Annotated in this window: 26 protein-coding genes; 1 reads left to right on the top strand and 25 read right to left on the bottom strand. The window is 60.3% G+C overall.

Annotation, left to right across the window (positions count from 1 at the left end; all coding sequences use genetic code 11):
* Nucleotides 1–109 precede the first annotated feature (109 nt).
* Nucleotides 110–439 carry a hypothetical protein gene (locus tag M0D64_RS37555; protein ID WP_266241755.1) on the top strand — a complete coding sequence of 110 codons (330 nt, stop codon included), beginning with the start codon at nt 110–112 and terminating at the stop codon, nt 437–439.
* Between the two features lie 774 nt (nt 440–1213).
* Here the strand turns inward: M0D64_RS37555 and M0D64_RS37550 are convergent.
* The 25 genes from M0D64_RS37550 to M0D64_RS37430 all read right to left on the bottom strand — a co-directional run bounded on the left by M0D64_RS37550 (nt 1214) and on the right by M0D64_RS37430 (nt 23083).
* The gene (locus M0D64_RS37550; RefSeq protein WP_266241754.1) at nt 1214–1903 is read right to left on the bottom strand and encodes a hypothetical protein; all 690 of its coding nucleotides are present in this window, start codon (nt 1901–1903) and stop codon (nt 1214–1216) included.
* Nucleotides 1904–1942: 39 nt separating this feature from the next.
* Nucleotides 1943–2281, bottom strand: a complete 339-nt coding sequence (locus M0D64_RS37545; protein ID WP_266261417.1) for a hypothetical protein — start codon at nt 2279–2281, stop codon at nt 1943–1945.
* A gap of 59 nt (nt 2282–2340) precedes the next feature.
* Nucleotides 2341–2655 (bottom strand): hypothetical protein, encoded by a 315-nt coding sequence (locus tag M0D64_RS37540; protein WP_266241750.1) that lies wholly within the window; start codon nt 2653–2655, stop codon nt 2341–2343.
* Nucleotides 2656–3309: 654 nt separating this feature from the next.
* Nucleotides 3310–3879 carry a hypothetical protein gene (locus tag M0D64_RS37535; protein WP_266241748.1) on the bottom strand — a complete coding sequence of 190 codons (570 nt, stop codon included), beginning with the start codon at nt 3877–3879 and terminating at the stop codon, nt 3310–3312.
* A 13-nt stretch (nt 3880–3892) separates the two neighbouring features.
* Complete coding sequence (locus M0D64_RS37530; protein WP_266241746.1) at nt 3893–4162, bottom strand: hypothetical protein; 270 nt, start codon at nt 4160–4162, stop codon at nt 3893–3895.
* A gap of 45 nt (nt 4163–4207) precedes the next feature.
* Nucleotides 4208–4465 carry a hypothetical protein gene (locus M0D64_RS37525; RefSeq protein WP_266241745.1) on the bottom strand — a complete coding sequence of 86 codons (258 nt, stop codon included), beginning with the start codon at nt 4463–4465 and terminating at the stop codon, nt 4208–4210.
* Nucleotides 4465–4599 (bottom strand): hypothetical protein, encoded by a 135-nt coding sequence (locus M0D64_RS37520; protein WP_266241744.1) that lies wholly within the window; start codon nt 4597–4599, stop codon nt 4465–4467. The genes M0D64_RS37525 and M0D64_RS37520 overlap by 1 nt, the downstream gene beginning before the upstream one ends.
* A 23-nt stretch (nt 4600–4622) precedes the next feature.
* Nucleotides 4623–4823: a hypothetical protein gene (locus M0D64_RS37515; RefSeq protein WP_266241742.1), complete on the bottom strand. Its 201-nt coding sequence runs from the start codon at nt 4821–4823 to the stop codon at nt 4623–4625.
* Between the two features lie 648 nt (nt 4824–5471).
* Nucleotides 5472–5663 (bottom strand): hypothetical protein, encoded by a 192-nt coding sequence (locus M0D64_RS37510; protein ID WP_266241741.1) that lies wholly within the window; start codon nt 5661–5663, stop codon nt 5472–5474.
* 14 nt (nt 5664–5677) lie between these two features.
* The gene (locus M0D64_RS37505) at nt 5678–6106 is read right to left on the bottom strand and encodes a hypothetical protein (protein WP_266241739.1); all 429 of its coding nucleotides are present in this window, start codon (nt 6104–6106) and stop codon (nt 5678–5680) included.
* A 14-nt stretch (nt 6107–6120) separates the two neighbouring features.
* Nucleotides 6121–6723 carry a phospholipase D-like domain-containing protein gene (locus M0D64_RS37500; RefSeq protein ID WP_266241737.1) on the bottom strand — a complete coding sequence of 201 codons (603 nt, stop codon included), beginning with the start codon at nt 6721–6723 and terminating at the stop codon, nt 6121–6123.
* Nucleotides 6724–6847: 124 nt separating this feature from the next.
* A complete protein-coding gene (locus tag M0D64_RS37495) occupies nt 6848–9361 on the bottom strand; it encodes an adenosylcobalamin-dependent ribonucleoside-diphosphate reductase (protein WP_266241735.1) in 2514 nt (837 codons plus the stop codon).
* 460 nt (nt 9362–9821) lie between these two features.
* Entirely contained in the window at nt 9822–10121 is a 300-nt protein-coding gene (locus tag M0D64_RS37490) for a hypothetical protein (protein ID WP_266241733.1), read from the bottom strand.
* A 15-nt stretch (nt 10122–10136) separates the two neighbouring features.
* Nucleotides 10137–11642, bottom strand: a complete 1506-nt coding sequence (locus M0D64_RS37485) for a DUF5710 domain-containing protein (protein ID WP_266241731.1) — start codon at nt 11640–11642, stop codon at nt 10137–10139.
* A 5-nt stretch (nt 11643–11647) separates the two neighbouring features.
* Nucleotides 11648–11923 carry a hypothetical protein gene (locus M0D64_RS37480; protein WP_266241729.1) on the bottom strand — a complete coding sequence of 92 codons (276 nt, stop codon included), beginning with the start codon at nt 11921–11923 and terminating at the stop codon, nt 11648–11650.
* A gap of 10 nt (nt 11924–11933) precedes the next feature.
* Entirely contained in the window at nt 11934–12308 is a 375-nt protein-coding gene (locus tag M0D64_RS37475) for a hypothetical protein (protein ID WP_266241727.1), read from the bottom strand.
* Between the two features lie 68 nt (nt 12309–12376).
* Entirely contained in the window at nt 12377–13213 is an 837-nt protein-coding gene (locus tag M0D64_RS37470; RefSeq protein ID WP_266241725.1) for a hypothetical protein, read from the bottom strand.
* Between the two features lie 666 nt (nt 13214–13879).
* Nucleotides 13880–14317 (bottom strand): hypothetical protein, encoded by a 438-nt coding sequence (locus M0D64_RS37465; RefSeq protein ID WP_266241723.1) that lies wholly within the window; start codon nt 14315–14317, stop codon nt 13880–13882.
* A 672-nt stretch (nt 14318–14989) separates the two neighbouring features.
* Nucleotides 14990–17488, bottom strand: coding sequence for a ParB/RepB/Spo0J family partition protein (locus M0D64_RS37460; protein WP_266261416.1), 2499 nt, complete (start codon nt 17486–17488; stop codon nt 14990–14992).
* 1123 nt (nt 17489–18611) lie between these two features.
* The gene (locus tag M0D64_RS37455; protein ID WP_266241719.1) at nt 18612–18806 is read right to left on the bottom strand and encodes a hypothetical protein; all 195 of its coding nucleotides are present in this window, start codon (nt 18804–18806) and stop codon (nt 18612–18614) included.
* Nucleotides 18807–18919: 113 nt separating this feature from the next.
* On the bottom strand, nt 18920–19195 hold the full coding sequence (locus M0D64_RS37450) for a hypothetical protein (protein ID WP_266241717.1): 276 nt from the start codon (nt 19193–19195) through the stop codon (nt 18920–18922).
* Between the two features lie 20 nt (nt 19196–19215).
* On the bottom strand, nt 19216–19461 hold the full coding sequence (locus M0D64_RS37445) for a hypothetical protein (RefSeq protein WP_266241715.1): 246 nt from the start codon (nt 19459–19461) through the stop codon (nt 19216–19218).
* Nucleotides 19462–20077: 616 nt separating this feature from the next.
* A complete protein-coding gene (locus tag M0D64_RS37440; RefSeq protein ID WP_266243624.1) occupies nt 20078–20581 on the bottom strand; it encodes a hypothetical protein in 504 nt (167 codons plus the stop codon).
* A 1225-nt stretch (nt 20582–21806) separates the two neighbouring features.
* The gene (locus M0D64_RS37435; protein WP_266243626.1) at nt 21807–22574 is read right to left on the bottom strand and encodes a hypothetical protein; all 768 of its coding nucleotides are present in this window, start codon (nt 22572–22574) and stop codon (nt 21807–21809) included.
* A gap of 158 nt (nt 22575–22732) precedes the next feature.
* On the bottom strand, nt 22733–23083 hold the full coding sequence (locus tag M0D64_RS37430; protein WP_266243628.1) for a hypothetical protein: 351 nt from the start codon (nt 23081–23083) through the stop codon (nt 22733–22735).
* Nucleotides 23084–23176: the final 93 nt, after the last annotated feature.

The following is a 23176-nucleotide window of genomic DNA, read 5'->3' as shown; positions in this document are numbered from 1 at the left end:
CTATCCGCGCACGGGACCGCAGGGTTCCCGATTTCAACGTCACTATGGAGAAACGGTAATGTCGCAGGAAAATGGGAAAGAGACGAAGCGTGTGGGTCGGCGGGCTGGAGTGTCGCTCGATGAGCAAATCGCCGAAACGCAAAGAAGGCTGGAGGCGCTGAGAGAGAAGAAACGCGTTGAGGAGAAGAATGCGCTCGGGAAGAACCGAAAGGCGATTGGCGATCTGTTCAAAGCGGAGCGGCTGGACACCGTGGATGTCGAAGTGTGGCGCAAGGCGTTGCCGAAGGTGAAGGCGCTGCTCGGGATGGCGGCGGAGAGCGAGAGCGACCCGCCGGCGGTGCCGGCAAGCGACGCGAAGGCGGAGCCGTCAGCGGCGGTCCCGCCTTCGAAAGGTGCGGGCAAGGCGGAGGCGCAGCCGGAGCCGGAACCTGTCGCGTAGCATTTTCCACAAATCCACGGCGTCGTACGGACGGTCGCGATTCGTATGGATCGCGGAACCGGACGCCGCGGGAGTTACCCACAGTGGGCTTTGCTGTGGGTAACTCCGATGAAGCGGGGCGCGGTGGAGCTTGTGGGAAATGCGCGGTGTTTCGGCAAAGGCGATGGTGGTCGGATGATGCGCCGGGTCGTAGTGGAAGTGGCGAAGCCACGGAACGCGAGATCCGGCGCATTGCGTCTACGTTGACCGAAGGAGCGCAGGTGCCGACGGCACCGGAGCGACTTCCGGATTAACTAGCGATCCGAGCGCGTAAGCGCTGAATCCCTGTTGGGCGTTTTTCAGCGCTCGGTGTCGGGTCGCGCCGGTAGGTGCGATACGGCATCGGGCGCTGTCGTGGCCCGTGTTCGGCGAGGGATCGCAGCGCGGTCCCGAGCGTGGAGTCGCGAGCGGCCTGCATTGCATCGCAATGCGCCGTCGAGCGGCTACTCGTGCGGGAGATCGGCTGAGCGGCGCAAAGCGCCGGGAAGCGGATCGGACGATTCCATTTTGAGCGCGGGTTTCGCTCAAAATCACGATAGCTTCAGCGGCCCGTGCTGGGCGGTTTTGGAGCACCGCGGAAAAGCCGTCCCGCACGGGCCGGTCCGCGCGAGCCGACAACCTCGGCACGCGATCTGCGGACTCGCGCGCCGAGGTGGCGTAATTCAGGCCGGACTATCGTACTTCTGACTCACTCCGATTTTTTCGCATGCGCAATTGTCCGGCACGTCAAGAGAGCTAGTTTTCGAAGCATCCGCATGGGCAAGTCCAATAGTCCAGACCGTGACTGCAATAACCAGCATCAGCCATTTCCTTTTCTGCGGCGGCCAGTTCGTCGGGGCTCAAGTAACCGAAACTGCGAGCAACCAGCACAACTGCTGGGCGTTCTTCGGGAGCGAATTCGTCAAGCATGCCTTCCACCATCCCGCACAGCAGACTCACCATGTACTCGTACGACTGGCCGCATCGGCGGTTGGCTTCACTGGCCATTTTGGTGATTCGACTGTGGACCGCGCGAAACGTGGCGGCGTCTATCGGTGGCAATGCGTCGGCGAGATGCGCGCCGTCAGGTGAGTCGATTTCTTCCCCGCTCTCGCCCGCCTCCGCGCGCATCTGTTGCGCGTCCTCTTCTGCTTCGCTGCGGTCGGTCGCCCAATCCGTGAGGAACGCGGCATAGTGCGTTTGAGCATCCGCTCCCTCGGCGTAACCGTCGCTCCACTGCTGGATCAGTTCAGGTACGTCCGCGATCAGGTTAGGCATCGTGGCGTCGGGATACGTTATAAACCCAAGCCGTCGAGCGGTGGCACCTGCGGTATCTGCCAACGATTTGACTACACCGGTCCGCACGCCTTCGCTGGCGACCAGCGCAACACGGAAGTTTGCCCAGGTGGTGCGCGCTTCGAGCGCGAGTGAGAAAGTGTCTTGCATGTCTTGACTCCTGAAATTGACAGATGGCACCAGCGGACCTTAGTGGCCCGCGCGCAACAATTTGAGCGCCGCTTCGGGAGGCTCCATGAAGAAGGTCCACGCCAACGACTGCATTTCCGCGCGAGGTTCCGTGTCGCATGCGCCGATATCGACGTAGCGATTTGCCGTCTCTCCCCATTTTCTGATTGCGTACATTTGCGCCTGAAACGGGTTGAGGATCTGGCCACCGGTCATTAGCTCCCAGGCGGTCATGAGCGCATCGGCTGCTGCTTTGCTCAACGCCTCGGCGGCCGTCTCGGCTCCAGGCATGTCGGCGAACAACATCCATTCCTCGGCGTTCATAGACACGGTGATTGCGGGCTTAAACGTGATTTGCATGTGACGCACCTATGACCAGAAGGTGGCTGATTTCGCCTCCGGGTGGAGGCGGGCAGGTATTACAGACAGGCGACTGAGCGAACCATCTTCACGGGGAGCCGGTGGCGCAATGTCCGCGCGATCCCGCTGCCGCGCACGATCCGGCGCGCATGGTCTTCGTCTCGAACCCGGCGAAATGCCCGACGACCATTCATGTACTCGATGCGGACGGCAGGGCTATTTGCCGGTGCGCTACGGTGGCCATTGATGCGTGCGGTGTTCGCGTCCTGTTGAGGCCAATCTGCGAGCAGACGTTGATAGCGGGTGGTGCCGATGATCCGCGTATGGATCGGAGCCGGGCGGGCCTTATATCCGCGTTTAACCTTCAATGTCATGGTGCGAAATCCTTGCGGTTTGGTTTCAAAGCTGACCGGGCCCCTAGATTCGAGTCCCGGCGTAGGTTTTGTTTTTGCCGAGCCGGCAGCTGCTACCGCGCTGCCGCCGTTCCCCTGAGTTCGTTGTCCCGGCGACAAAGGAGGTCGCCGTGCGAAGGCGTCAAGGCGTAAAGAGAGGGAGTGGTGCGGCCCGCAGCCCGCAGGGCGAGGACTCGGTCCCGAACGGGCCTTGACGACGTAGCGCGGTGGCCTACGGTCGCGTTTCGGGCAACGAATTCAGGGGAATGGCACCAGGTGGCCAGGTAACGCGGGAGGTAAAGAACGCCGCGCGGCGAGCGCCTTCATGCGAACGCAGTTCGCATCACTTCAGGGGGTTGGAACCGTGGTGGTCCACAGTGGCAGATTCAGCGCGCGAACCGCGAGCGGCGAGCATTGCGTAGCAATGCGCCGTCGAGCGGATACGCGTGCGGGAGGTCTGGCGAGTGGCGCGCAGCGCCGGGAGGCAGGTCGGACGATTGTATTTTGAGCAATTCATTGCTCAAAATCTGGATGGCGGCGCCCCGTCGGCGAGCCGGACACAAGCATCGGGCTGGATGGGTCGCGCGTCAATATTTCAGCCAAAAAGTAAAAGACCCATCGCGTGGGCCTTTATCGCTAAACTTCGGTCCCGCCTATCCAGACGCTACCAAGGTACGCATCGGCGCCGCCACTTTGCGCAACTCGCGCGGTGATCTCAGCACTATCGACAAGCTCCTGCAGTGACATATGTGTCCAAGCGTCTCTCGGTGCAATAACAACAAGAACCGCGCCGCACAGGTCTTTTAGTACGAAAGCGGCTCGCTCATTTCCGACCAACATGTCCGGCTCAGCGGCTGTGACGGACTGAGCGATCATCTTGATACCGGATCTGCTGCAGTAGGTCCCTCCCAAAGGCTGGAACCAGTTATCGACAAACGCCTCGTTCATCTCGAAGGAAACGGACATTTGCGCGCGATCAAGCGCGTAGGCGGGCCGAATGACGGAGTGCTTGTATGCCCACAGGCGCACGCTGTCTCGCGCCGAAAGTAGAGCGCAGTTAAGGTCGTGACGCAGCGCGAGAAGTGCAGTTTTCAAGGCTTGCATATGCGGCTCACAAATAAGGACAAAATGGCCATCACCCAAGAGGATAGCGTGTGCAGTAGCAGTTACAACCAGCGCGAAACCCAGCGAACGGATAAACATCATGGACCTCGTTGAATCAGAAGAACAGACGGGTGACGGCGCGAAGCGACTCCGCTGCCCACTCGCCAATTTCGGCCAGCGTGGTGACGCCACGTTCCGGCGCTTCGGTGAGGTTTGCCACGTCCTCGACAACGTGCACGGTGTTCGACGGCAGGATGTAGCATTTGGTCCGGACAAGCTGTCCGGTGGTCGCGTTCGTGTAATGAACGAGTTCCATCGTGTACGGGCGTCCGGACGTGTCTTCGGAATGGATTTGCTCGCGGATGACACTGCAGAGAATCGGCATTTCGTATGCTCCAGTGAATTAGGCAGTAAAGGCGGTTTCGCCTCGTTACTCGTTAGTCGGTGTCCAGGCGAGCGCTTCGCCCGATGCGACGTCGATGCCGACCGGGCCGGTTTTCGCGTCGTGGCTGTAGACGATGGCGCGCGCCTTCTTCCCTGCGAATTCGAGGAATGACAGGATTGCGCTGCGGTTGCATTTACCCCGATACGGGGCGGTGTGGATGCCGTCCGATGCCTCGGCGGTGATAATGACTTCGTTGCTTTCGATCAGCAGATCGAGTGCCATTGCGCGTGCCATGAGTTTCATTACTTCACCTCTACAACGAACAGCACAGGGTTTGCTTCGTCGATATCACGCGAAGCGGCCTCAAGTGCGAGGGGCAGGTATTGCAGGTGTTTCCATACGCTGAAGTCAGCGCGAAGGATCTTGTAAGTGGACATGTCTGTACCTCCTAAAAATCTGATTAGAGGGGCATCGGGGACCAGGTGCCGGGGGCGTGCCGGTAGAGGGTCACGCGTTTCCTTTCACCATCAACCAGCGTTTCGAGTCGCACGGCGCGCACGTCGTCTTCCGGGCGGGTCCAGCGGTGCATCACATGGATTTCCGCGTTGGCGGTGCAGCCCAGGAAGTGAGCAGCGACACGGCGGAGAAGATTCGTTTTCATATGCGTTCCTTGCGTTTCGGTTTCAGAGCTGACCGGGCCCCTAGATTCGAGTCCCGGCGTAGGTTTTGTTTTTGCCGAGCCGGCAGCTGCTACCGTGCTGCCGCCGTTCCCCTGAGTTCGTTGTCCCGGCGACAAAGGAGGTCGCCGTGCGAAGGCGTCAAGGCGTAAAGAGAGGGAGTGGTGCGGCCCGCAGCCCGCAGGGCGAGGACTCGGTCCCGAACGGGCCTTGACGACGTAGCGCGGTGGCCTACGGTCGCGTTTCGGGCAACGAATTCAGGGGAATGGCACCAGGTGGCCAGGTAACGCGGGAGGTAAAGAACGCCGCGCGGCGAGCGCCTTCATGCGAACGCAGTTCGCATCACTTCAGGGGGTTGGAAGTCCAGAAGGGGCGTAGTCCCTTTTGGTCGGCGTCAGCCGAAAGGCAAGCGCTGAAAGCCCGAAGGGTCGAGACCCGCAGGGGCTCGATGCGCAGCTCGCAACGCGAGCGAAGCACGCCATAGCGGTTTCCGGGCGCAGCCCGGAAATGCCCCTAGTCTCGTTCGGTTCGGATGGATGGTGTTTCAGCGGGTGTCGCAGTCGCTGCTGCGATCGACACCGGACAGGTCTTGTTCAACGTGCTCACTACTTTTCCTGTGAGCGCGGCCAGGGTTAGTAGCCCAACCAGTCGCGCGCAGCGCTCAGTGTTGCCGGAATGTTCGATCGCTCGATGAAAGATCGCCTGTCCTTGTCGACACACGTCACAGCAACCCGGAGAGTTCCGTCACCGTTGTCGATGGTGGGCTCTGCTGGGTAGTGGCTGTCGATCCAGGCACCTAGCTGATCCGTTTTGGGGTCGGTCATGTGGGTCTCCGATATCAAGGGTGCGGATGCTGTGAGCCGGCCGGCACGGTCGGGTATCGCGTGGAGGCCTTCCGTCGCCGGGCCGGGAACATCTGCAAGTACCCGTCTGCCGCCTGAAGAAAAGGCTGTAGTGCCTTCCAGTCATCAACGGCCGCATCGTCGCCTTCGCGATGCTGGGCGAGGACCGCGCCGAGCAGCTTCGTGAGCGCGCTCAGGTGACAGCGCGTGCGATTGTCCGCATGGGATTCAGCGCAGGCGAGCCACGCATTCCACTGTGCAAGACGTTGGGTGAGCGTCTCCCACTGCGTGGCGCGGATCTCCAGTCCGTTCAGGACGCGAGCTGAAAGCACCTGGGTGACAAGGACGGCGCCGCAGAGAATCGGCAACATATCAAAGGCGGCGGTGGCGCTCGAGCTGGGAGCATCGCTTTTGGCTTTTCGCATGGCCGTTCTCTCTCCTACAGCGGACGGCACGTGGCCAACCGTGACTGGAAGTGCTGTTCGAAACCAACCGCTGTGTCGACGTCGTTCCATTCGAGAACGGCGTCCTCGCTGTTCGAGTGCTCGCCGGCGCCGGTGTAGTTGATGCTGCCGTCCTGCACGCTGCGACCGTCGATCACCATGGACTTGTCGTGCATCCTGAGAAAAGCGGCAGTCGAACAAACCTGCGCGCCGCTGTGGGCCAGATACAGCAGACCGCGGCGGATATATCCGTCGCGGTCGTTCTGGATGCTCTCGCCGTAGTCGACCACAACGGTGACGGTGACACCGTCCTGTGCTTTCCGGGCGAGCGCTTCGATGATCTGGCGGTTGGTCAGGATGTATGCCAGTACGTGAATCGATTGCCGGGACGAGTAGATGCCGTACAGTACGAGCGGCATGCCGAGACCGTCAGGCGAGAAGCCGTACCAGTTCTCTCGTCCAGCAGGTGCACTGGCCGTGTGGGTCGACTCGGACTTCTGGATAAGCGGTACCCAGTATGCCTGCTCGGCGTTCGCGCTGGAAATCGAGAGGCCAGCAAGCAGGCCTGCAGCGATCGTGTGGAGGTAGCGTCTGTTCATGTTGGAGGCCTGAGTTAGTGGAGAACGTTCAGGAGAGCCTGAATGATCGTGAGTACGAGTTCCATGGTCGTGTCCTTTCGTGGATGGCGGTTGACTACGCAACCCGCGGGTCGCGTCCCGTGGATTAGCCGCAGGTGCCTACCGTTCCGCAATTTGTGCACTTGTCGCAGCCGTCGACGCGATGAACAGCCTGCGCGCCGCAGTCGTTGCATTTCTTCCCGTTGCCCAGCATCGGCCGCAGGTAGTTGCCGTCATCAACCGGCTTTGTCGCTGCGGCCGTCTGTTGGACGAGCTTCAACGCGAGCTCGCGCACCGGAACCTGATTGCCTTCCGAATCCAGAAACCCCTGTTTGATCAGGATCTGCTGGAAAGCGTACCCAATTGCAGCTACTTCTGAGTCGTGGTACCGCGGCACGCTCGTACCGTCCTGGCGCTCGAATGAACCGTGGCGCACCGGCCCCTTGTCCCACACGACATCGCGCATATTGGCGAGAGCTTTGGCAACGGAAAGGCCTGAGCGGGCAACCATGGAGAGCTGGCGCATATTCGACGTGATCCACTGCTGACCATCATTCCGCTGACCGGCCGGGACGAAGAACTCGACGGGCCGCTCGATCTCGACGGGCTTGCCGTCGAGGATGCCGGCGACGCGCATGAAGCTCACGCCTAGATAGACAGACTGCTTGCCCTCGTGGTTGTGGTACTCCATTTTCGAAAATACACCGGGGAGGTCACCGTCCGGACGGCTCGGGATACGTTGCACGAGTGGGTCGAGGTCCGGACTCGCGCTGGTGACGGCTTGTTGTCCGCCAACGGAAAGCACTGAACCGAGTGTGTCGTTCGGGCGATAGGTGGCAAGGCCTTTGAGGTTGGCGCGCCACGCGTCGGAATAGAGCCCTTTGAAGTCCTCGTACGGGTAATCGCCGGGGACATTGACGGTCTTGCTGATCGCGGTGTCGATGAAGGGCTGTACTGCCTCGAGCATCTTCATGTGATCGCTCGCCTTCATTTGCAGTGCGCTAACGAAGTAATCCGGCAGGAATTTGATGGTCACCGACCCGTGCTCGCCGGGTTCCAGCACATGGTCACCGCCCTGCTCCGCGAACAGGCGGAAAGCGTGGTCGTACACCAGATACTCCTGATAGGTATCATCGGGCATGCGCTTCTTGCGGGTGTAGGCCCAGGAGAAGGCCGGTTCGATACCGTTGGAAGCGTTATCGGCAAATGCGAGCGTGATAGTGCCGGTCGGAGCGATCGAAAGGAGGTGCGAGTTCCGGATGCCGTGTTCGCGGATCTTCTCGCGGATCTCTAGCGGAAGTCGCTTCGCAAAACCGCTCGTTAGATATTGCTCCGCGTCGAACAGTGGAAAAGCGCCCTTCTCTTTGGCCAGATCAATCGACGCAAGATAGGCATAGTTGCGCATCGTTTGCGAAATGGCCGCAGCCGTAGCGCGCCCTTCGTCGCTATCATACGGAATACCCATCATGACCAGTGCATCACCCAGCCCGAGAAAGCCTAGACCGATGCGCCGTTTCGACATGGCTTCTTCCTTCTGCTGCGGGAGGGGCCAGAAAGTCACATCGAGAACGTTATCCAGCATGCGAACGCTCCAGCGAACCAGTTCGCCAAGGGCGTTGTAATCGAAATGCGGCGAACGCCCGTCACTACCCATGGAGAAGGCATTTCGCACGAATCGCGTCAGGTTGATCGAGCCAAGATCGCAACACCCGTAGCTCGGCAGGGGTTGTTCGCCGCAAGGGTTCGTCGCATCGATCCGCTCAACATAATGCAGGTTGTTTTCCTCGTTCATCCGGTCGATGAACAGGATACCGGGCTCCGCGTGGTGGTAGGTCGACTGCATGATCTGGTTCCAGAGGTCGTTTGCACGGACCTTCCGGTATACCCACTTGCCGTCATCGCGCTGATATGTGGAATCGATGACGTCAGGATGGGGCTGCGCCTCGTGACACAGTTCGACATCGGTGTCATCCTCCACGGCTCGCATAAATGCGTCCGTCACGCCAATTGAGATGTTGAAATTGTTAAGCTTGCCCTTGTGATCCTTGGCGTGGATAAAACGCTCAATGTCCGGGTGATCGCAGCGCAGGACACCCATCTGTGCACCGCGCCGCGCGCCGGCGGATTCAACCGTCGCGCACGATGCGTCGAATACGTCCATGAACGAGACCGGGCCGGATGCGCGGGAGTGAGTGCCTTTCACGTAGGCTCCGTACGGACGGATGCGAGAAAAGTCGTAACCAACACCACCACCCCTGCGCATTGTGGCTGCAGCTTCGTTCAGCGCGATGTAGATGCCGGGATTGCCTGGCGTCGTGTCGTCCATCGAATCGCCAACCGGCTGGACGAAACAGTTGATGAGCGTGGCCTGGATGCCGGTTCCTGCCGCTGACCAGATACGACCCGCAGGAATGAATCCGTCCTTTAGCGTCTTGGCAAACTGCGTGGCAAGGCTGTCGCGCAATTCCGGTTTCTCTACAGAAGCCAGCGCGTTAGCGACTCGTGCGCTGACATCGGCAATGCTCTGCTCGTCGCCCTTTGCGTATTTCTCCAGCAGGACATCGGTGGAGATCTGTTGGGGCAAGAGAGCGTCCCGAATCATCTGTTCGTTTGCGTTCATGTTGAAGACTCCATGTATTGAAGGGTTGTAAAGCTGACCGGGCCCCAAGATTCTGAGTCCCGCGTAGGGTTTGTTTTGGCCCGACCGGCAGTTGTTTCGGTGCTGCCGCCGTTCCCCTGAGTTCGTCGTCCCGGCGACAAGGAAGCACGTAGGCGGGGACTGGCAAGGGCATGCCCGGAGGCCGCATCGCGGAGCGCAGCCGAAGGCGAGCACCGAACGGGTGAGGACATGGCGAAGCAAACCCTTGACGGGAGGCGCTGGAGGGCTACTGTCGCGTTTCGGGCGGCGAAGTCAGGGTGGCGGCTCAGGTAGCCGTGACTGCCGCGAGGGAAAAAACGCCGCGCGGCGAGCGCCTTTATGCGACCGCAGGGAGCATCACTACCTGATGGGTTGTGGAGGTTTGACGTTGAACCGCACGCGCCGGGGTGTGGCGCGTGCGGCCGCGAGAGCGCGGCACCGTTCACTCGAAAAGCTCGTTCCGGCATTCGTCGCCGCCGAAAGACTGAAACTGGTCGAGCGTGATGGAGCCTTCGGCAAGGTCGATCAGCAGGGACCATAGCAACGCGCTTGCGTCGAGCACTTTGGATTTTCCAGGCGGCACCGCTTCATCGTCCCGGATCTGGATAACGCGCGCCGGCTCGCCCGGCATGGAGCCTGGAACGGACTCGATGCGAAAGCCTCGTGCGAAGAGATGCGCCTCGAGCGAGTCGATTTCGGCGCGGATAGCGTCCTGCGGCGTCTGTTTATCGTTGGTGTCCATGACGGTTCCTGCCAGTTATGCTGCGAGATGTAAAGGCAGGCTGAACGTGAGTTCCGCCTGAATGATTTCGACCACGCGCGAGCTACCTTCGCGGTCCTCCAGATCGTTGAAGTCCGTGGGGCGGCCGTCGAGCGAAGCGAAGAACGGAGCGATGGCCTTCCCATTGAGGATTCGTGCGGCTTCCTGCGCGGCCTCGATGCCGGCGTTGCGCACGGTCTGGCGAACGTGGCCCTTTCCTTTTTGCACGACGTCGACTGTGACCCCGCTAACGATGTGGCGCTCGACGTGAAGCGCGATCCGATATTTGCCGTGGTGCCCTTCGTGCCACTGGCCATCGGCCAGCAGCCCAGTCAAGGTGATTTCCCGTGTGGCGTCATTCACGCCGGCCAGAACGCCTAGCGTCTCGGGCTTGGCCGCTGGGTTCAGGCCCACGGCCAGGACTTTGTCGATCGACTTTTCGAGGAAAAACTGGTCGTTGTCACCGCAAACCAGTTTCGGTTGATCGGCCGGCAGGACCGGAGCGAACTGCCGTGCCACTTCGACCAGGTTGCCTGAATCGAATGCAACCACAACCGGCAGGCCTGTTGATTCATGAAGGCTCGCACCTGTCGCGTAGCCCTCACAGAAGAGGACGGCCGGCGCGAGCGCGAGCTCGCGTGCACGACGCACGCCAATCACGTGGAAGGCACCCTTTTTTCGCGCGCCACTGGCGAAGACCTTGTTACCTCTGGGATCGATGGCCTGGGCTGTGAGTAGATTGTCGTAGACGTCGCGCCCCGGAATAACGAGCCATTTCGCATTGCCGGGCTTGAATTTGGGCATGTTAAGCAGACCGGCCATGTCGTCGGTCCCGCCATCCGCGATGCGCAGGCCGTGCGCGCGCACGCCCTTCTTTTCGAGGTAACCATGTACATGGCCGGAGGCTTGTTCAAGTGGCACGAGGATCTGCAGGATCCTGTCAGCGACTGCCTTTTGCTCAGCTTCAACCTGCTGTTGCCGTAGAGCTTCGCGCTCCTTGTTCTGTGCGTCGATCGCGGCGAGCTGGACTCTCGAGAGGCGCGCGCCTTGATATCGCCATGAGCCGGTCCGGCCTTTGAAATTGCGAATGACGCCATGCGGAACGCCGTCAAGGCTTAACCGGTAGCCGCCGTGCGTCTGGTGGATCTTGCTGCCCTTGTCGGTAGTCAACGGCGCGCAATGCCACTGGCCATCTGGTACCGGCTCAACCGGCACAAGCCCGTAGCTCTGCATCGCGTCCCGAAAGTCGGCGATTACGTCTGCCCTATTCAAACCTGCAGCGCTCAGTGCCGCGTCGTCGACGATCCAACGTGCGAACGGAGCACGATCGGCATTCACGTGGATGTAGCAGACCCGGCCCGCGCGGTCCCACTGTGCGCCCATCTTCAGCGCCTCACGAACCTCGTGGCTCGGCACAGCCAGAAATACCCGCTCGCCAAGGGCGTATGTGCGGGGGATGCGGCGCTCGCCGCTACTCGATGATTTGGTCATGGTGACGTTCACGGCGATCAGACTCCGGTGCGGCTGGGCGGGATACGCGGCGCGGCGTAGAAGCTGCCAGTGAACGCGTAGCGGAGATACACACGGGCCATGCTGTTCTTGACGGTGCGTTGCATGAACTTGCGACGGTCATGCACGCCGGCGACCGACATCCAGCCAAATGCCAGACCGAGGTGATAGACACGGTTGCGGCATCCCGGCAGCTTCGTGGGCGCCGGCCCGTCGACAGTCCACGGCGTACCGAGGAACGCCAGGCGACAAAGAAGGCGCGAGCTCGTGTGCATGTCAGTACCGTCAGGATTTGAGGCGCATGTTGTTGCGCGCAAAGTTGAAGGCAGCGTCCAGGTCCGTTCCCGCGGGCGCGGTGATGTCATAGGTCACCACCCTGACGGCGCCTGCCGCCATGCAGCCCCGCGCATAGGTCTCGCGCATCGGCTGGTGAGGCAATACCTTGCAGATCGCCTGTCCGTACCGGTCGATCCATTCGCACCCGAAGAACGTGCTCGCCTGAGCGTTGGTCATATCGAGTTCAGGAAGTCTCTCGATCGTTGTCATGTTTCCCCCGTCGTCACAGATCGCAGTTAGCACCGCAGGTATCCGGACCGTGTTCAGCATAGCTAACAATAATGGATGGTTCCACACCCGGGTCATTCTGTCGAAACGGCGCATTGCGGAAGTCGATGGGGACCGGTTTCTTTATGTCCAGCACCGACTCCCCTTCCGACCACGGAGGCTCCTCAAAATGAGTGAGCGATCCCGACTAGCACGCGCTGCTGGATGGTCCGGGACGTTGGTTCGTACCACGTTCCCTGCATTCCGGCGAAGACGCCTTTCTCATAGTTGGACTGGCCGTAGCCGAAGCTCGTCACCTGATAGCTGGCCTTGATATGTGTTCGGGGCGTTACCGCATAGTCGACACCGAGGCTCGCGCTGCGACTCGGGCGCGAGCCAAGACGTTCGTCGAGGCCGTGCATGGACTGAAGCAGGACGCCGAAGGTCTTCCCGTAAGTTACATCTGCAGACAGTACGACTCGGTGCGTGATGGAGTACTGCGCCATAAGACCGATTCCCGCCATGCTGTTCGAGTATCTTTCGTTGGTGCCGCGTTCCCAAACGTGAAACTCGTACGTTAGGTACGGCGTAACCTGGAGACGTCGGCTGGCGAGCGGCATGAATGCGCGCCCCAGTTTGAGAGCAACGTCCGCCTCCGTCATTGACGTGGTCGTCTGCACAGGCGCACCAATGCCGCTCGGCGAAGTCAGGGAAATCTGATACCCGGTGTAATTCGTATGTCCGGAGGCGACCGTTACTGCGGCGGAGGTATAGATGCCTTCGAGTCCGAATATTGAGCCCTGCCGGACCGCTGCGACCTGAACAGCCGGTTGGGAGCCTTGCTCCGAGTCGGCGTATTTTCCGCCAGTAACGTGCGCATTATCGAGTTCGTGATAGAGCAGGTCGTTAGCACCGAACGAGATGGAGACTTCGTTGTTTGCGGCCGTAATGGCTTCGTCAGCGTGTGCTGCGCTGCAAAGCAGAGTGGCAGCGATTGCGATCAGTGTGTTGCGTGTGGTCATTTTCTGTTCCTCGTGAGTTGAAAACGCGTCGTTTTTAAAGCTGACCGGGCCCCTAGATTCGGAAGTCCCGGCGTAGATCTGTTCTGCTGAGAAATGTGTTTCTTACGAAGCTGCCGCCGTTCCCCTGAGTTCATCGTCCCGCGACAAAAGAAGCCTGTAGAGATGGGCGTGCAAGGGCATGCCCGGAGGCCGCACTGCGGAGCGCAGCCGAAGGCGAGCACCGAACGGGTGAGGACATGGCGAAGCGAACCCTTGTGCGAACAACGCGTAGGGCTACTGTCGCGGAGAAGGACGGGAACACAGGGGACGGGGTTTCGGCAGTAAGACCATTCGAGGCAGAACGCCGCGCGGCGAGCGCCTTTTCGTGCCGAAGGCACGACGCGAAAGCGCGTTCGTGAGAACGAGGAGCGCAGCGAAAAAAAACCCCGCGTGAGCGGGGCAAACTTGCTGCGATCGAGGGACCACTACAGCAATTCGGTGGAGAAGCGCTTGAACGGTGAGAGTTTTCGGGAGCGAAGCGAGCGATCGGCGAGGCGCTGGCCGCCCCGACCGCAGGGAGAGGGGCGAGACTCCGCAGGAGGCTCGACGCCTAGCCCGCAGTCTTTGCGGGCGTAGCGCAACATAGCCGGTCTTTGCAAAGCAAAGACGCCCCTAGGGATTGAAGGTTTATTCATGGTCCGACTCCACGAGCAGGATCGTCCAGCGAATGCTTTCCGGCTTCGAGCGTGCGGCGAAACGAAGCTCTGCGACGGTCCAGCATGCGAATGCGAGCAGGCAGACAATGCACAGCGAAAAATAGCCAAGCATCACCCTCTTGACGAGAAGCCAGTCCCGTTCTGCCGCGGAGGCAAGCGTGGGCGACTCGAGGTTCAAATAAGACGCGAGATTTGGGTTGCAAAAGTGCACAAAGTGGACGACCAACGGACCGATGATCCAGATAACTGCGGCGGCGGAAAGGACTAAAAGAGAGCACAGAGCCAGTTCGACCAACGTCAACCGCCGGGAAAACCTACCGATAGATTGAATGGAATTTACGGGTTGCTCAGTTGGCAAAAACAGACGCCCGGCAATGAGAGCGAAGACCAGCGAACTGAGCATCTGCATTGATTAATGCACCACCGTCGCCGAACGATTTGTGCCGAGCGTGGCGTAGCTCGAATCGTTCGGACTCTGGAGAGTGGTCCGACGTGTATGCAGGAGATTTTGAAGTTCGATGTGCCTTCCACCACGAGTCAATTTGTCGAAACCAATCTCTGTGGCGGGTGCCTTTGCGAGCCGCGGGTGCGCAGTGGCGTTGATTCGCCCGAGTGACAGGTCATTGGCATTGAATAAGCTGGACCGATGGTCGTAGCGACGCGCGCGAGTCGCCGCGCAAGCGGCGAGCGTAGCGTGCGTGGTTACGAATATGTTTTTCTCGGGTTTTTCCAACATCACACTTTATATTTGACTCGATAGTTTCGTTCCGCAAGGAACGCATGTATTTATTCTACTCACTTGCAACACTGACTACAATTCCGACGCGGTTTGCGTGGAGCTCCGGGGGAGGAGGTTCCAAGGGGGAACCGGAACGGGGTTCCCCCTTGTGTCGGCGAAGCCGATACTGTTTCTCGTCGCGGCTCTCCGACGGGTTGGAGCGCCGGATGGCGCGCCCCGGAGGAGAGCCGCGACGCACTCTGGGCGGAGCGAACCGCTTATCCGGCGGAGATTCGGCCACAAAAAAACCCCGCAACGAGGCGGGGCAGAAAAGGTCCGAAGACCCGAGGAGAGAAACTGGTATCAGGCTGCCTTCGGCAATGAGATGAAAGCTGCCGGGTTAGGTGCCGGGAAAGGCCATGCCGAAGCGGGTGACAGCGGAGCGTTCACGGCATTGACGGGCTGCGCGACGCTGGCCGACTGCGTTTCCGCCTCAGCGGTTTCGCATGCGAAATCGGAGGCTTTCGGGAAGTGCCACGCGCCGAGTTCGGCGGTTGCCTGCACTTCAACAGCACCACCCTGGTCGGGGGTTTCCGGCGTACTCGCTTCATCGCTGACGACCCCGGAACCTTCGTCATCCGGCGTTTGGTCGTCCTCGTCGGTATCATCGTCACGCGTGGCGTAGTACCTGATCTGTTTTGCTTCGGCGGCGACCATGAAATCCGGCAACCAGTTCTTCCCTTCGAGTAGCTTCTCGGCAGTTTCTGCTGCCTCGCCCTTCTTCATCTTCGCAAGACGCTTGCCTTCGTCCGGCGACACAGCCTCGCCGACGATGGCGACAATGCGGTCCTTCGAAATATGGTCGAGGTAGCTCTCGCGTGTCGGTTGCCAGTACGCCGACATGTTGACGTCGAGCGCAGCCGCGATGGCATTGATTGCGTTCGGTCCTTCGGTTTTGCTAACGCCATTTAGGCTGATTGCTGTGCAGACGGCGAGGATATTCAGCAAAGCGGCCTGAGACTGTTCAAGCAACCATCCGAACAGCGCATTCGGATCTTTCGGCATGGCGATACGACTAGCGATAAAAGTAAGCCGCAACGTCTCGTAGCGGGCTTCTTTCTTGATACCCGGTGCCGAACGCTCGATTTCATGCGTTGCATCACGGCAACTCACCTGCACTGCGCTGATCGCTTCCTCATGGGTTCTATAGACGAAGTCGAGTGCGAGTTTGTGCACGATGGTTGCCAGCGCTACGTGAGGGTTCATCGCGAGTTCGCACTGCACTGCGGCAGTCCGATGTGCGGTGAGGTTGAGCAGCAGCTTCTCCGAGTGAGCAGATTTTTCCTTTGCCGGTTGCGAATGCGAGATACCGGCGGAGGCTGTACGCGTCAGGTGTTCCGCTTCTTCGGAGTGACCCGATTCCTCGATGACGGTGCGCAACGCGGGTTCGTCATCCGCGCGGACCAGACCAACCGTTACCCCAACGCCATTACGGGTGAGAAACACCACTACGCCCGCATGTGCCTTGACCTCCGGTGCGTAGCCCATACCCGCGTCCTCGATCTGCGAGTAGCGCGTCTGAAGCTGCTCAAGTTCCTCCTCCAGCTTGTTGAATTCCTCATCAGTTACGTTGTCCGCTGCCTGAAGTTTTTCGATCTCATCCATATGGGCTTCGAGCGTCTGGAACTCGGCCTGCTGCTCGTCGCTGAAAGGGAGCGATGCGGGGCTAATCTGGCTGAATTCCGACCGTGCCTCGCGAGGGAAGTCGGTGCGCACCTCGACCCACTTCCAGCCTTCAGCGCGGATCGGCGCAGCTTCTTCCTCCAGTTTCTGGAGAGCGAGGCTGCTCATGAGTGCCATGTCCGTGAACCATCCCTCGCTTTCGTTTGCGAACAGATCGCGGCGCACCTTGCCTCCGGCCTTTTCGAACATTTCGAGGCCGACAAATCGGGCAATCGGGCTGTTGGACGCGTTAATTTCGTCCTGCGTGATGACCTTGCGCAATTCGTGCGGTTGCCGTTGCCACTGGGCCTGAGCGCTGAACCAAACGCGCTCCTGCGCTTCATGGTCGTCGCTCAAGGCCAGCGCCTGAATCTGCGACAGTTCCATTTCGTCGTTACGCCAAAGCTCGCAGAGCCTGGGCGATACATTCGCCAGTTTGAGGCGACGTGCGACGGTCTTGGGATTGATATTGAAAATCTCCGCGATGTGTTCTGCACTGCGGCCTTCCTCGACCAGTGCGAGGTAAGCGTGGCATTGGTCAGCCGGGTGTGCAGGATTGCGCACGTCATTTTCGGACGCGCTGGCAAGAATCGCATCGGCAACCGAAATGATCTGGCAACGCACGGGATAGTCGTCCGGAATATCCCCCTGCTCCGCGAGCCAGTTCAGCGCCAGGCGTCGCGTTTCTCCGGCGTCGACACCATAGGTTTGAGCTTTCTTGGCTACCTTCTTCATCGGATGAACCACGAGGTTCTGCAGAAGGCGCTTCAACCCCCTGATGTTGACCGCGAGCGAAACTACGTCTGCTTGTGGCCGTTCCTTCTTGCGCTGGTTAAAGGGGGACTTGACCAGGCGATTCAGAGGGATCAGCGTGAAGTCTGCCTCATCCGTAATGAGGCGTTGGGGGTGACCCTGCGACTCGTTGGCTTGTGCGTTCTGGACAGCGTCGTTTTGCCTCACGGTTTCCATAGCGATTCCTTTCAAGAATGGGTTCAGGTGTAGCGGGACCGCCGGGCCTCTAGATTCAGAAGTCCCGGCGTGAGTTGTTTTCCGGAGTCGACGGCCTCCTACCGAAGCTGCCGCCGTTCCCCTGAGTTCATCGTCCCGCGACAAAAGGAGCGCGAAGCGCGCGACGGTCAAGGATTAGAGGGCGTGAGTCGGTGCGGGCAGGCGCGCAGCGCCAACCCGGTCACGACCGCCTTGACCGGCAAGTGCGAGCAGCTACTGTCGCGAAAAGGACGGGAACGCAGGGGACGGGGATTTCGGCAGGGACGGATGTCGCGAGGGAAAACGCCGCGCGCGGCGAGCGCGCTGTCTGAGCCGCTGCCGGCGGCGAAGCTGGAGGGGATGGCACGCGCCGGGGCGCGCTGCGGAGCAGCGTAGCCCCAAGAGCGGGCGTCTCTGGAATCCTGGGCGCGGAGGTTGGCGGCTTGCGTGCCTGGCGTGAGACAGGAGCGCAAGGTGCCGCGCGCAGGCTGGATTGCGGAGTCGGTGCGCGTGAACGCGCACTCGATCCGGCTAGTCCCCGGTATAGAGCTGCTCTGCAACTCTGTCGGATTCTGGACGCGTGGCCCAAAGCGCATCCATGCGTTGGAACGCGACCGATTGGGTCGGCACGTTATCGACTATCAAGCCGTCGCACAGGACGTCATAGGAAACGACTAGCACGCCGCAGGCGTTACGTGACTGGACGCGTCTGCTGTCGAGTTGCATGGTTGCCCCTGAATTAGTAAGCGGCGAATCGGGTATCTGCGGTGGGGATGCTGGGCGGTATCGTGAACAGTTCGATTGCGTGGAACTGTCGGCGCTCGTTGGCACCGGCATTTGCGTGATGGCCGCGCGCGCAGCAGCGTCAGCCATCACTTCCTGTGCTACTCCTCATACCGTCTAAAAGTTAGTCGATGCGCAAGGTCGCGCCCCGATTCATATGCGAACAGGAGATCGCGTTCGGCGTAGTGTGTGGTAAGAGCCGCGCGGAACTCGCGTATGCCGTTGAAGAATGCAAGGATGGACTTCATGGGTTTCTCAGTTGTTTTGGGTGAGTGGGTTTTTAGATGATGGCTGCAATGAACATCGGGAGCGGGTTATGCGAGTCGCGCTTCCCAAACGCCTCGGTCCGTCGCGTCGAAACCTGATTTCTCCCGTCCATCAAGGATGGCGTGCACCTCGTTGCGAGCGGACACTGTGCCCATATACACCCAATCTGCGCCCTCGAAGTCGAGGCTACGATAGACGTCATAGGCGTTTATGGTTCTGGCGAGCGTCACGCGTTCTCCAGGCGCGCGACACAGCGCGCAACGATTCGCTCCATGCGCGTGGCACGTTGCAGGAAATAGGCGTTGGCCTTGCGATTGTTGATCGAAGCCGCCTTGTCAGCTGCACGACGAGAAACACGCGCGTGACTCGCAAGCGCGTCCGCGAGGGCGTGGATCTGGATCAGTCGGTGCGTAGTCAGCACTAGTTGTCTCCTGAAGGTTCGATCCGACCGGTCCCCTAGATTCTGAGTCCCAGCCATGGTGGTTACTGATGTGTCGGCAGCAATTCTCGCCGTTGCCAACGTTTCCCTGCCCCTTACTGAAGGCGCTCGGTCACGTCGCAAATCTCCGCGATGAACCGCCCTCCGATTCGCCCGCCTGTGACGCGGCAACCCTCTGCGGTAAAGCCGTCGCCGAGCAAACCAAACACCTGCCGATAACACTCGATCACTTCATCAAGCGATTCGCACGCGGGCGGATCGTAAGCGCGTACCACGCGGCGGGTGCCGCAATCGGTATTGCAGTACACGGTGATCTGGTAGAGGTTTCCCGCTGCGATCGCCTGTGCAATCGACCGACCCTCCTTGATCATGATTGCCTCCTGTCCGTCTGTTATGCAGCGCCCTTGTAGACGACCCGTCCGCGCGTGCCCCAACGTGCGCCTTTCAGGCAGTCCCACACCTGCCAGGCTTTGGCGTTGGCCTCTGTCACCCAAACCTCTCCGCCTGTCGATTCGAGCGTTTCGGTCACCACGCGGCGCAACTCTTTTTCCTTGTTCGCCTTGCCCATCCCGTTGATCTGCTTCTGCTCTTCGCCACCCACAAACACCTTGATGCTGAATTGCCGTGCTGTTGCCATCGCTCTACCTCCTCCCGGGTTGCCGGGTTTGATTGCGTATTCCGAGGCTGACCGGGCCCCTAGATTCAGAAGTCCCGGCCATGCCGGTTTGTGCTGAGTCGGCGGTGCTTCTCGTCGTTGCCGCCGTTCCCCTGAGTTCGTCGTCCCGCGATCAAAGGAGACGCGGCCGGAGCTGGGTCAAGGATTCAAGCGCGGGGTGTGGGGCGGGATGGAGCGTTAGCGACTGACACGGCCCCGCGCGCCTTGACGCAGCGCAGGCTGTGGCTACGATCGCGAGAAAAGGACGGCGAACCAGGGGGACGGGAATTCGGCACGAAAAGCCGCGGCGAAGTGAAACGCCCGCGCGGCGAGCGCATTACCGAGTTGCTGAAGGCAGCGAGGCTGGAGGGGATGGCACGCGCCGGGGCAAGTCCGCGGGACGCGGCGCGGCCCCAAGAGCGGGGGTGAATTGATTCCGTGACGCGGTGCTGTCAGCTTGCGCGACAGGCGAAGCCTGTCGCGCGAGGTGTCGCGTCACGGCTGTTTAGTGTGTTGTGGAGAGGGGGACCGCGGCGTGCCCTGACTTTGCGGTGCGCGCGACAATGCCGCCCGCACCGCAACCAGGTCGATCAATGCGTCACTGGCACGTCAGAACGACGAGACCGTTGATGTCACCAGTGTTTGCAAGCTTCGCGCCGTAGGCGACGGCGATCAGCGGTTTGGTCGTATCGGTGCCCATCAGCCGCGTCATGACGGTCACGCCACCACCAAACGCCTCACCACCCGAGGACGCGCTTGCCTTCGAGAAGGTGGCGGCAGTGTCCGAGCCGATTGTGACGGTCGCGGAGAAATTTTTGATCGTCAGTGTGCCAAGATCCAGGGTCGCGGTGGCCGTCTGCAGCGACCCAGGCGCAACGTTACCCGCTGCCGAAGTTGGCGAGGTGGCCATAAGATTCGAACAGGCGAGCGAGCCGGTTCCCGTCGTCGGCATCACCAGCGGAGCGCCGATAGCATAGTGCGCCCCTTGATTGGCAGTATAGTTTCCGCCGCTCGAGTCCGAGCCGTTGGTCCAACGGCCGATCGCGATATATCCGCCCGCCCCGTTGATATCCGCAATCGTTGATTTCTTTGTCAGCGTCACGGCCCCATTCGTACTTGCAACCGTCGTGAATGCGCCCCCGTAATTCGATTGTTGAACCTGGCTCGAGAGCGGAGCGGTGGAGGTCGTAAATCCATCACCTGTCAGCCCTGTTGAGGTCAGCGTGTCCGGCGCAAAAACCGCAGCCACAATGCCATTTACACCAGTTACAGCGGGCGCGGTACCCGTGACGCTATAGTCGGTATTCGACGTGGTCGTTGTCTGTGGGGTGGTGTTCGCGGGTTGCGTGGACTTGTCTCCACTATTTGAACTACCACCTCCTCCGCAACCTGCGAGCGCAAGTGCAAGTACAGCAGCGGAAATGGAGCGGGATTTCAGACGAAGCATTTGTTATTTTCCTCGATGCTAGTTGTTGTTCCGGTGGCTAATCTGACTGATGCTACCAACGCGATTTTAGATATCGCTACATTGTTACTTCGGACTATTACGCAAAAAATTCGCGTCGGGCCTTGGGTGAATTTTGGAGTTCAAGGCGACTGGTATCGTACATGCGCACCGTCAAAAAAAGATAGGTCGGGTGCAGGTCAGCTGCAGTGATGCCAGTACGCAAGCAACTGACGGCGGGCTGGCTCCGGGAACCGAGCTGCTGCAGGCAGCGAGGCTGGAGGGGATGGCACGCGCCGGGGCAAGTCCGCGGGACGCGGCGCGGCCCCAAGAGCGGGGGTGAAATGATTCCGTGACGCGATGCTGTCAGCTTGCGTGACGGGCGTAGCCAGGCGCGCAAGATGCAGCGGCACGGCTGGATGGCTGCGGCAGTACCGGAAACATAAACGCCGGAACCGGGCCGGCGTCTCGGGGTTAGGACGATGCGGGAAGCTCCAGCCGTCCGTTGTCGTACATATGGCACATGGTCAAAAAGTAACTCGGGTCGGCTGGCCATCTGCAATTTTGCCAGTAGGCGAGCAAGGCGCGGCGAACTGGGTCGGGATACTCACGTACGCGAGCTCGTGCCTTACGCCACTCTCCCGCGCGCCGTTGTCGATCGGCAACGGTCTGGCGTTCCCACGTGACGCGGCGCCCGGCCATTTCTTCGTCGGTGCTTATCTGTTCGGCAGCGATCTGGTCTGCGAAGAGCGGAAACGCTTCGCGCTCGATTCGTTTTTTTCGTTCGAACGCTGCTCGCTTGCGCGAGGTGTCCGTAAATTCATACCGCTCCTGTCGCTTGAACCTCATGGGTCTATCTCCTCGAGCGAGGTCGCTCGTCTGTCTAGTCGATCAGGGAAGAAAGCAATAAGCCCTCACCGGCGAGCTGCGCTTCTGCAAGGCTTTCATGCGCCCGGGAGAACATATCGGGTTGGCGCACAGAACGGTCCAGTCTTGCTATGGTCTTCGCGAAGCGCGACCCGCTGGTGCCATCGACGCTGTTGGCTCCTGCTGCGGCGCAGATACGGATGCGCTTGTCGGAGTTGACCCGACCGACATGCAGATAGCAGTTACGTCGGCGGGCGACTGATCCCCAAGCCATGGTCGTCGCCACTTTCCATTCAGTGGTGCCACCTACGAAGACCCCAACTGCAGGGGACAACAGCGAACGCACATCGTCAATTTCCATACCGTCCTGCACGGCAATCAGGAGCCGTGTGGGGAGGTCGCGGAGCTTTTCCAGCCAGGCAAGCGAGAAGTCGAGAGACTTCAAGCCGCCAGCAACGATATCTGGCAGCACGATCCAGTCGGCACCCTCCCCTAGTTTGTCGACGGCGCGCATGAAAGCGTTTTCGTCAAAGGGGACGCCTTGCTGGAATGCCGACCACGCTCCGTTGTCGAGCGCGTACGGCATGCCCTCCGTGCGCAATACTCCGGCGGCAGAAACCAGTAGCCTCCACCCGGCAGCGCGCATCGCGGCAAGGTTGCGTCGCGTGCCCGTGCGGCTCGCGTATGACACCATCGGCGGCCGATGCAGTTCGATCCGCTCCTCGACCTCCAGGGGTTCTTCGTCGGCGCTGCCGTCAACGCAGTAGTAATCTGCGTATGCCATGAGTGCCTGTGCGTGCCCGACGCGCTGTCCGGTTAGGTACGGCTTCGTCCAGTCGGGAAGTGTGAATGCCATCTTTAACCTTGCGCGCTGTCGGCGGCCATCGGCCGCCGTGGTCTGCGAGTAGCCCGCGTGAAGCGGACTGCTGTCTTGACGTTCCGTTACGCCTCTACGGAAGATGGAAAACCGGCGTCGGCGAGTTCTGCACGCGCTTCGTCGTCCCAGTTTTCGGGGGACTCGCCTTCGCAGCGATAGGCGTACACCAATGCGATGTCACGCGCGTCTTCGCCTACCGCGGTGACCTTCACGGCAACTTCGCGATACGTGCCGAAGTCGTGCGAATTGCTCTTGGTGTAGAGAGTGACGCCTTCAGGCGGCTCGCCGATCACGCGTTTGATCTGGTTGATAAAAGCCCTGCATTCCGCCTTGCTGCGCTCTGGGTAGTCCGATTGCCCGACCTGTGCGCATTCTTCATTGCAAGGCGATGACCCGATTTCGATGATTTCAGCCATACGGTTCTCCAAAAGAGGTTTGAGCTGACCGGGCCCCCAGATTCAGAAGTCCCGGCCATGCCGGTTTGTGCTGAGTCGGCGGTGCTTCTCGTC

Origin of the sequence: Paraburkholderia sp. WS6 (assembly GCF_030464835.1) — a bacterium.
Taxonomy (GTDB): domain Bacteria; phylum Pseudomonadota; class Gammaproteobacteria; order Burkholderiales; family Burkholderiaceae; genus Paraburkholderia; species Paraburkholderia madseniana.
Note: the sequence above shows the minus strand (reverse complement) of the source record. Positions and strands in the feature narration are given on the sequence as shown.

Bases quoted from the DNA above. Each gene is read 5' to 3' on its own strand.
- M0D64_RS37540 (WP_266241750.1), bottom strand. From the start codon at position 2,655: ATGACATTGAAGGTTAAACGCGGATATAAGGCCCGCCCGGCTCCGATC.
- M0D64_RS37535 (WP_266241748.1), bottom strand. From the start codon at position 3,879: ATGATGTTTATCCGTTCGCTGGGTTTCGCGCTGGTTGTAACTGCTACT.
- M0D64_RS37445 (WP_266241715.1), bottom strand. From the start codon at position 19,461: ATGGCAACAGCACGGCAATTCAGCATCAAGGTGTTTGTGGGTGGCGAA.
- M0D64_RS37520 (WP_266241744.1), bottom strand. From the start codon at position 4,599: ATGTCCACTTACAAGATCCTTCGCGCTGACTTCAGCGTATGGAAACAC.
- M0D64_RS37545 (WP_266261417.1), bottom strand. From the start codon at position 2,281: ATGCAAATCACGTTTAAGCCCGCAATCACCGTGTCTATGAACGCCGAG.
- M0D64_RS37435 (WP_266243626.1), bottom strand. From the start codon at position 22,574: ATGGCATACGCAGATTACTACTGCGTTGACGGCAGCGCCGACGAAGAA.
- M0D64_RS37500 (WP_266241737.1), bottom strand. From the start codon at position 6,723: ATGAACAGACGCTACCTCCACACGATCGCTGCAGGCCTGCTTGCTGGC.
- M0D64_RS37550 (WP_266241754.1), bottom strand. From the start codon at position 1,903: ATGCAAGACACTTTCTCACTCGCGCTCGAAGCGCGCACCACCTGGGCA.
- M0D64_RS37470 (WP_266241725.1), bottom strand. From the start codon at position 13,213: ATGACCACACGCAACACACTGATCGCAATCGCTGCCACTCTGCTTTGC.
- M0D64_RS37475 (WP_266241727.1), bottom strand. From the start codon at position 12,308: ATGCGCCGTTTCGACAGAATGACCCGGGTGTGGAACCATCCATTATTG.
- M0D64_RS37525 (WP_266241745.1), bottom strand. From the start codon at position 4,465: ATGAAACTCATGGCACGCGCAATGGCACTCGATCTGCTGATCGAAAGC.
- M0D64_RS37505 (WP_266241739.1), bottom strand. From the start codon at position 6,106: ATGCGAAAAGCCAAAAGCGATGCTCCCAGCTCGAGCGCCACCGCCGCC.
- M0D64_RS37480 (WP_266241729.1), bottom strand. From the start codon at position 11,923: ATGCACACGAGCTCGCGCCTTCTTTGTCGCCTGGCGTTCCTCGGTACG.
- M0D64_RS37430 (WP_266243628.1), bottom strand. From the start codon at position 23,083: ATGGCTGAAATCATCGAAATCGGGTCATCGCCTTGCAATGAAGAATGC.
- M0D64_RS37510 (WP_266241741.1), bottom strand. From the start codon at position 5,663: ATGACCGACCCCAAAACGGATCAGCTAGGTGCCTGGATCGACAGCCAC.
- M0D64_RS37490 (WP_266241733.1), bottom strand. From the start codon at position 10,121: ATGGACACCAACGATAAACAGACGCCGCAGGACGCTATCCGCGCCGAA.
- M0D64_RS37450 (WP_266241717.1), bottom strand. From the start codon at position 19,195: ATGATCAAGGAGGGTCGGTCGATTGCACAGGCGATCGCAGCGGGAAAC.
- M0D64_RS37530 (WP_266241746.1), bottom strand. From the start codon at position 4,162: ATGCCGATTCTCTGCAGTGTCATCCGCGAGCAAATCCATTCCGAAGAC.
- M0D64_RS37465 (WP_266241723.1), bottom strand. From the start codon at position 14,317: ATGCAGATGCTCAGTTCGCTGGTCTTCGCTCTCATTGCCGGGCGTCTG.
- M0D64_RS37495 (WP_266241735.1), bottom strand. From the start codon at position 9,361: ATGAACGCAAACGAACAGATGATTCGGGACGCTCTCTTGCCCCAACAG.
- M0D64_RS37515 (WP_266241742.1), bottom strand. From the start codon at position 4,823: ATGAAAACGAATCTTCTCCGCCGTGTCGCTGCTCACTTCCTGGGCTGC.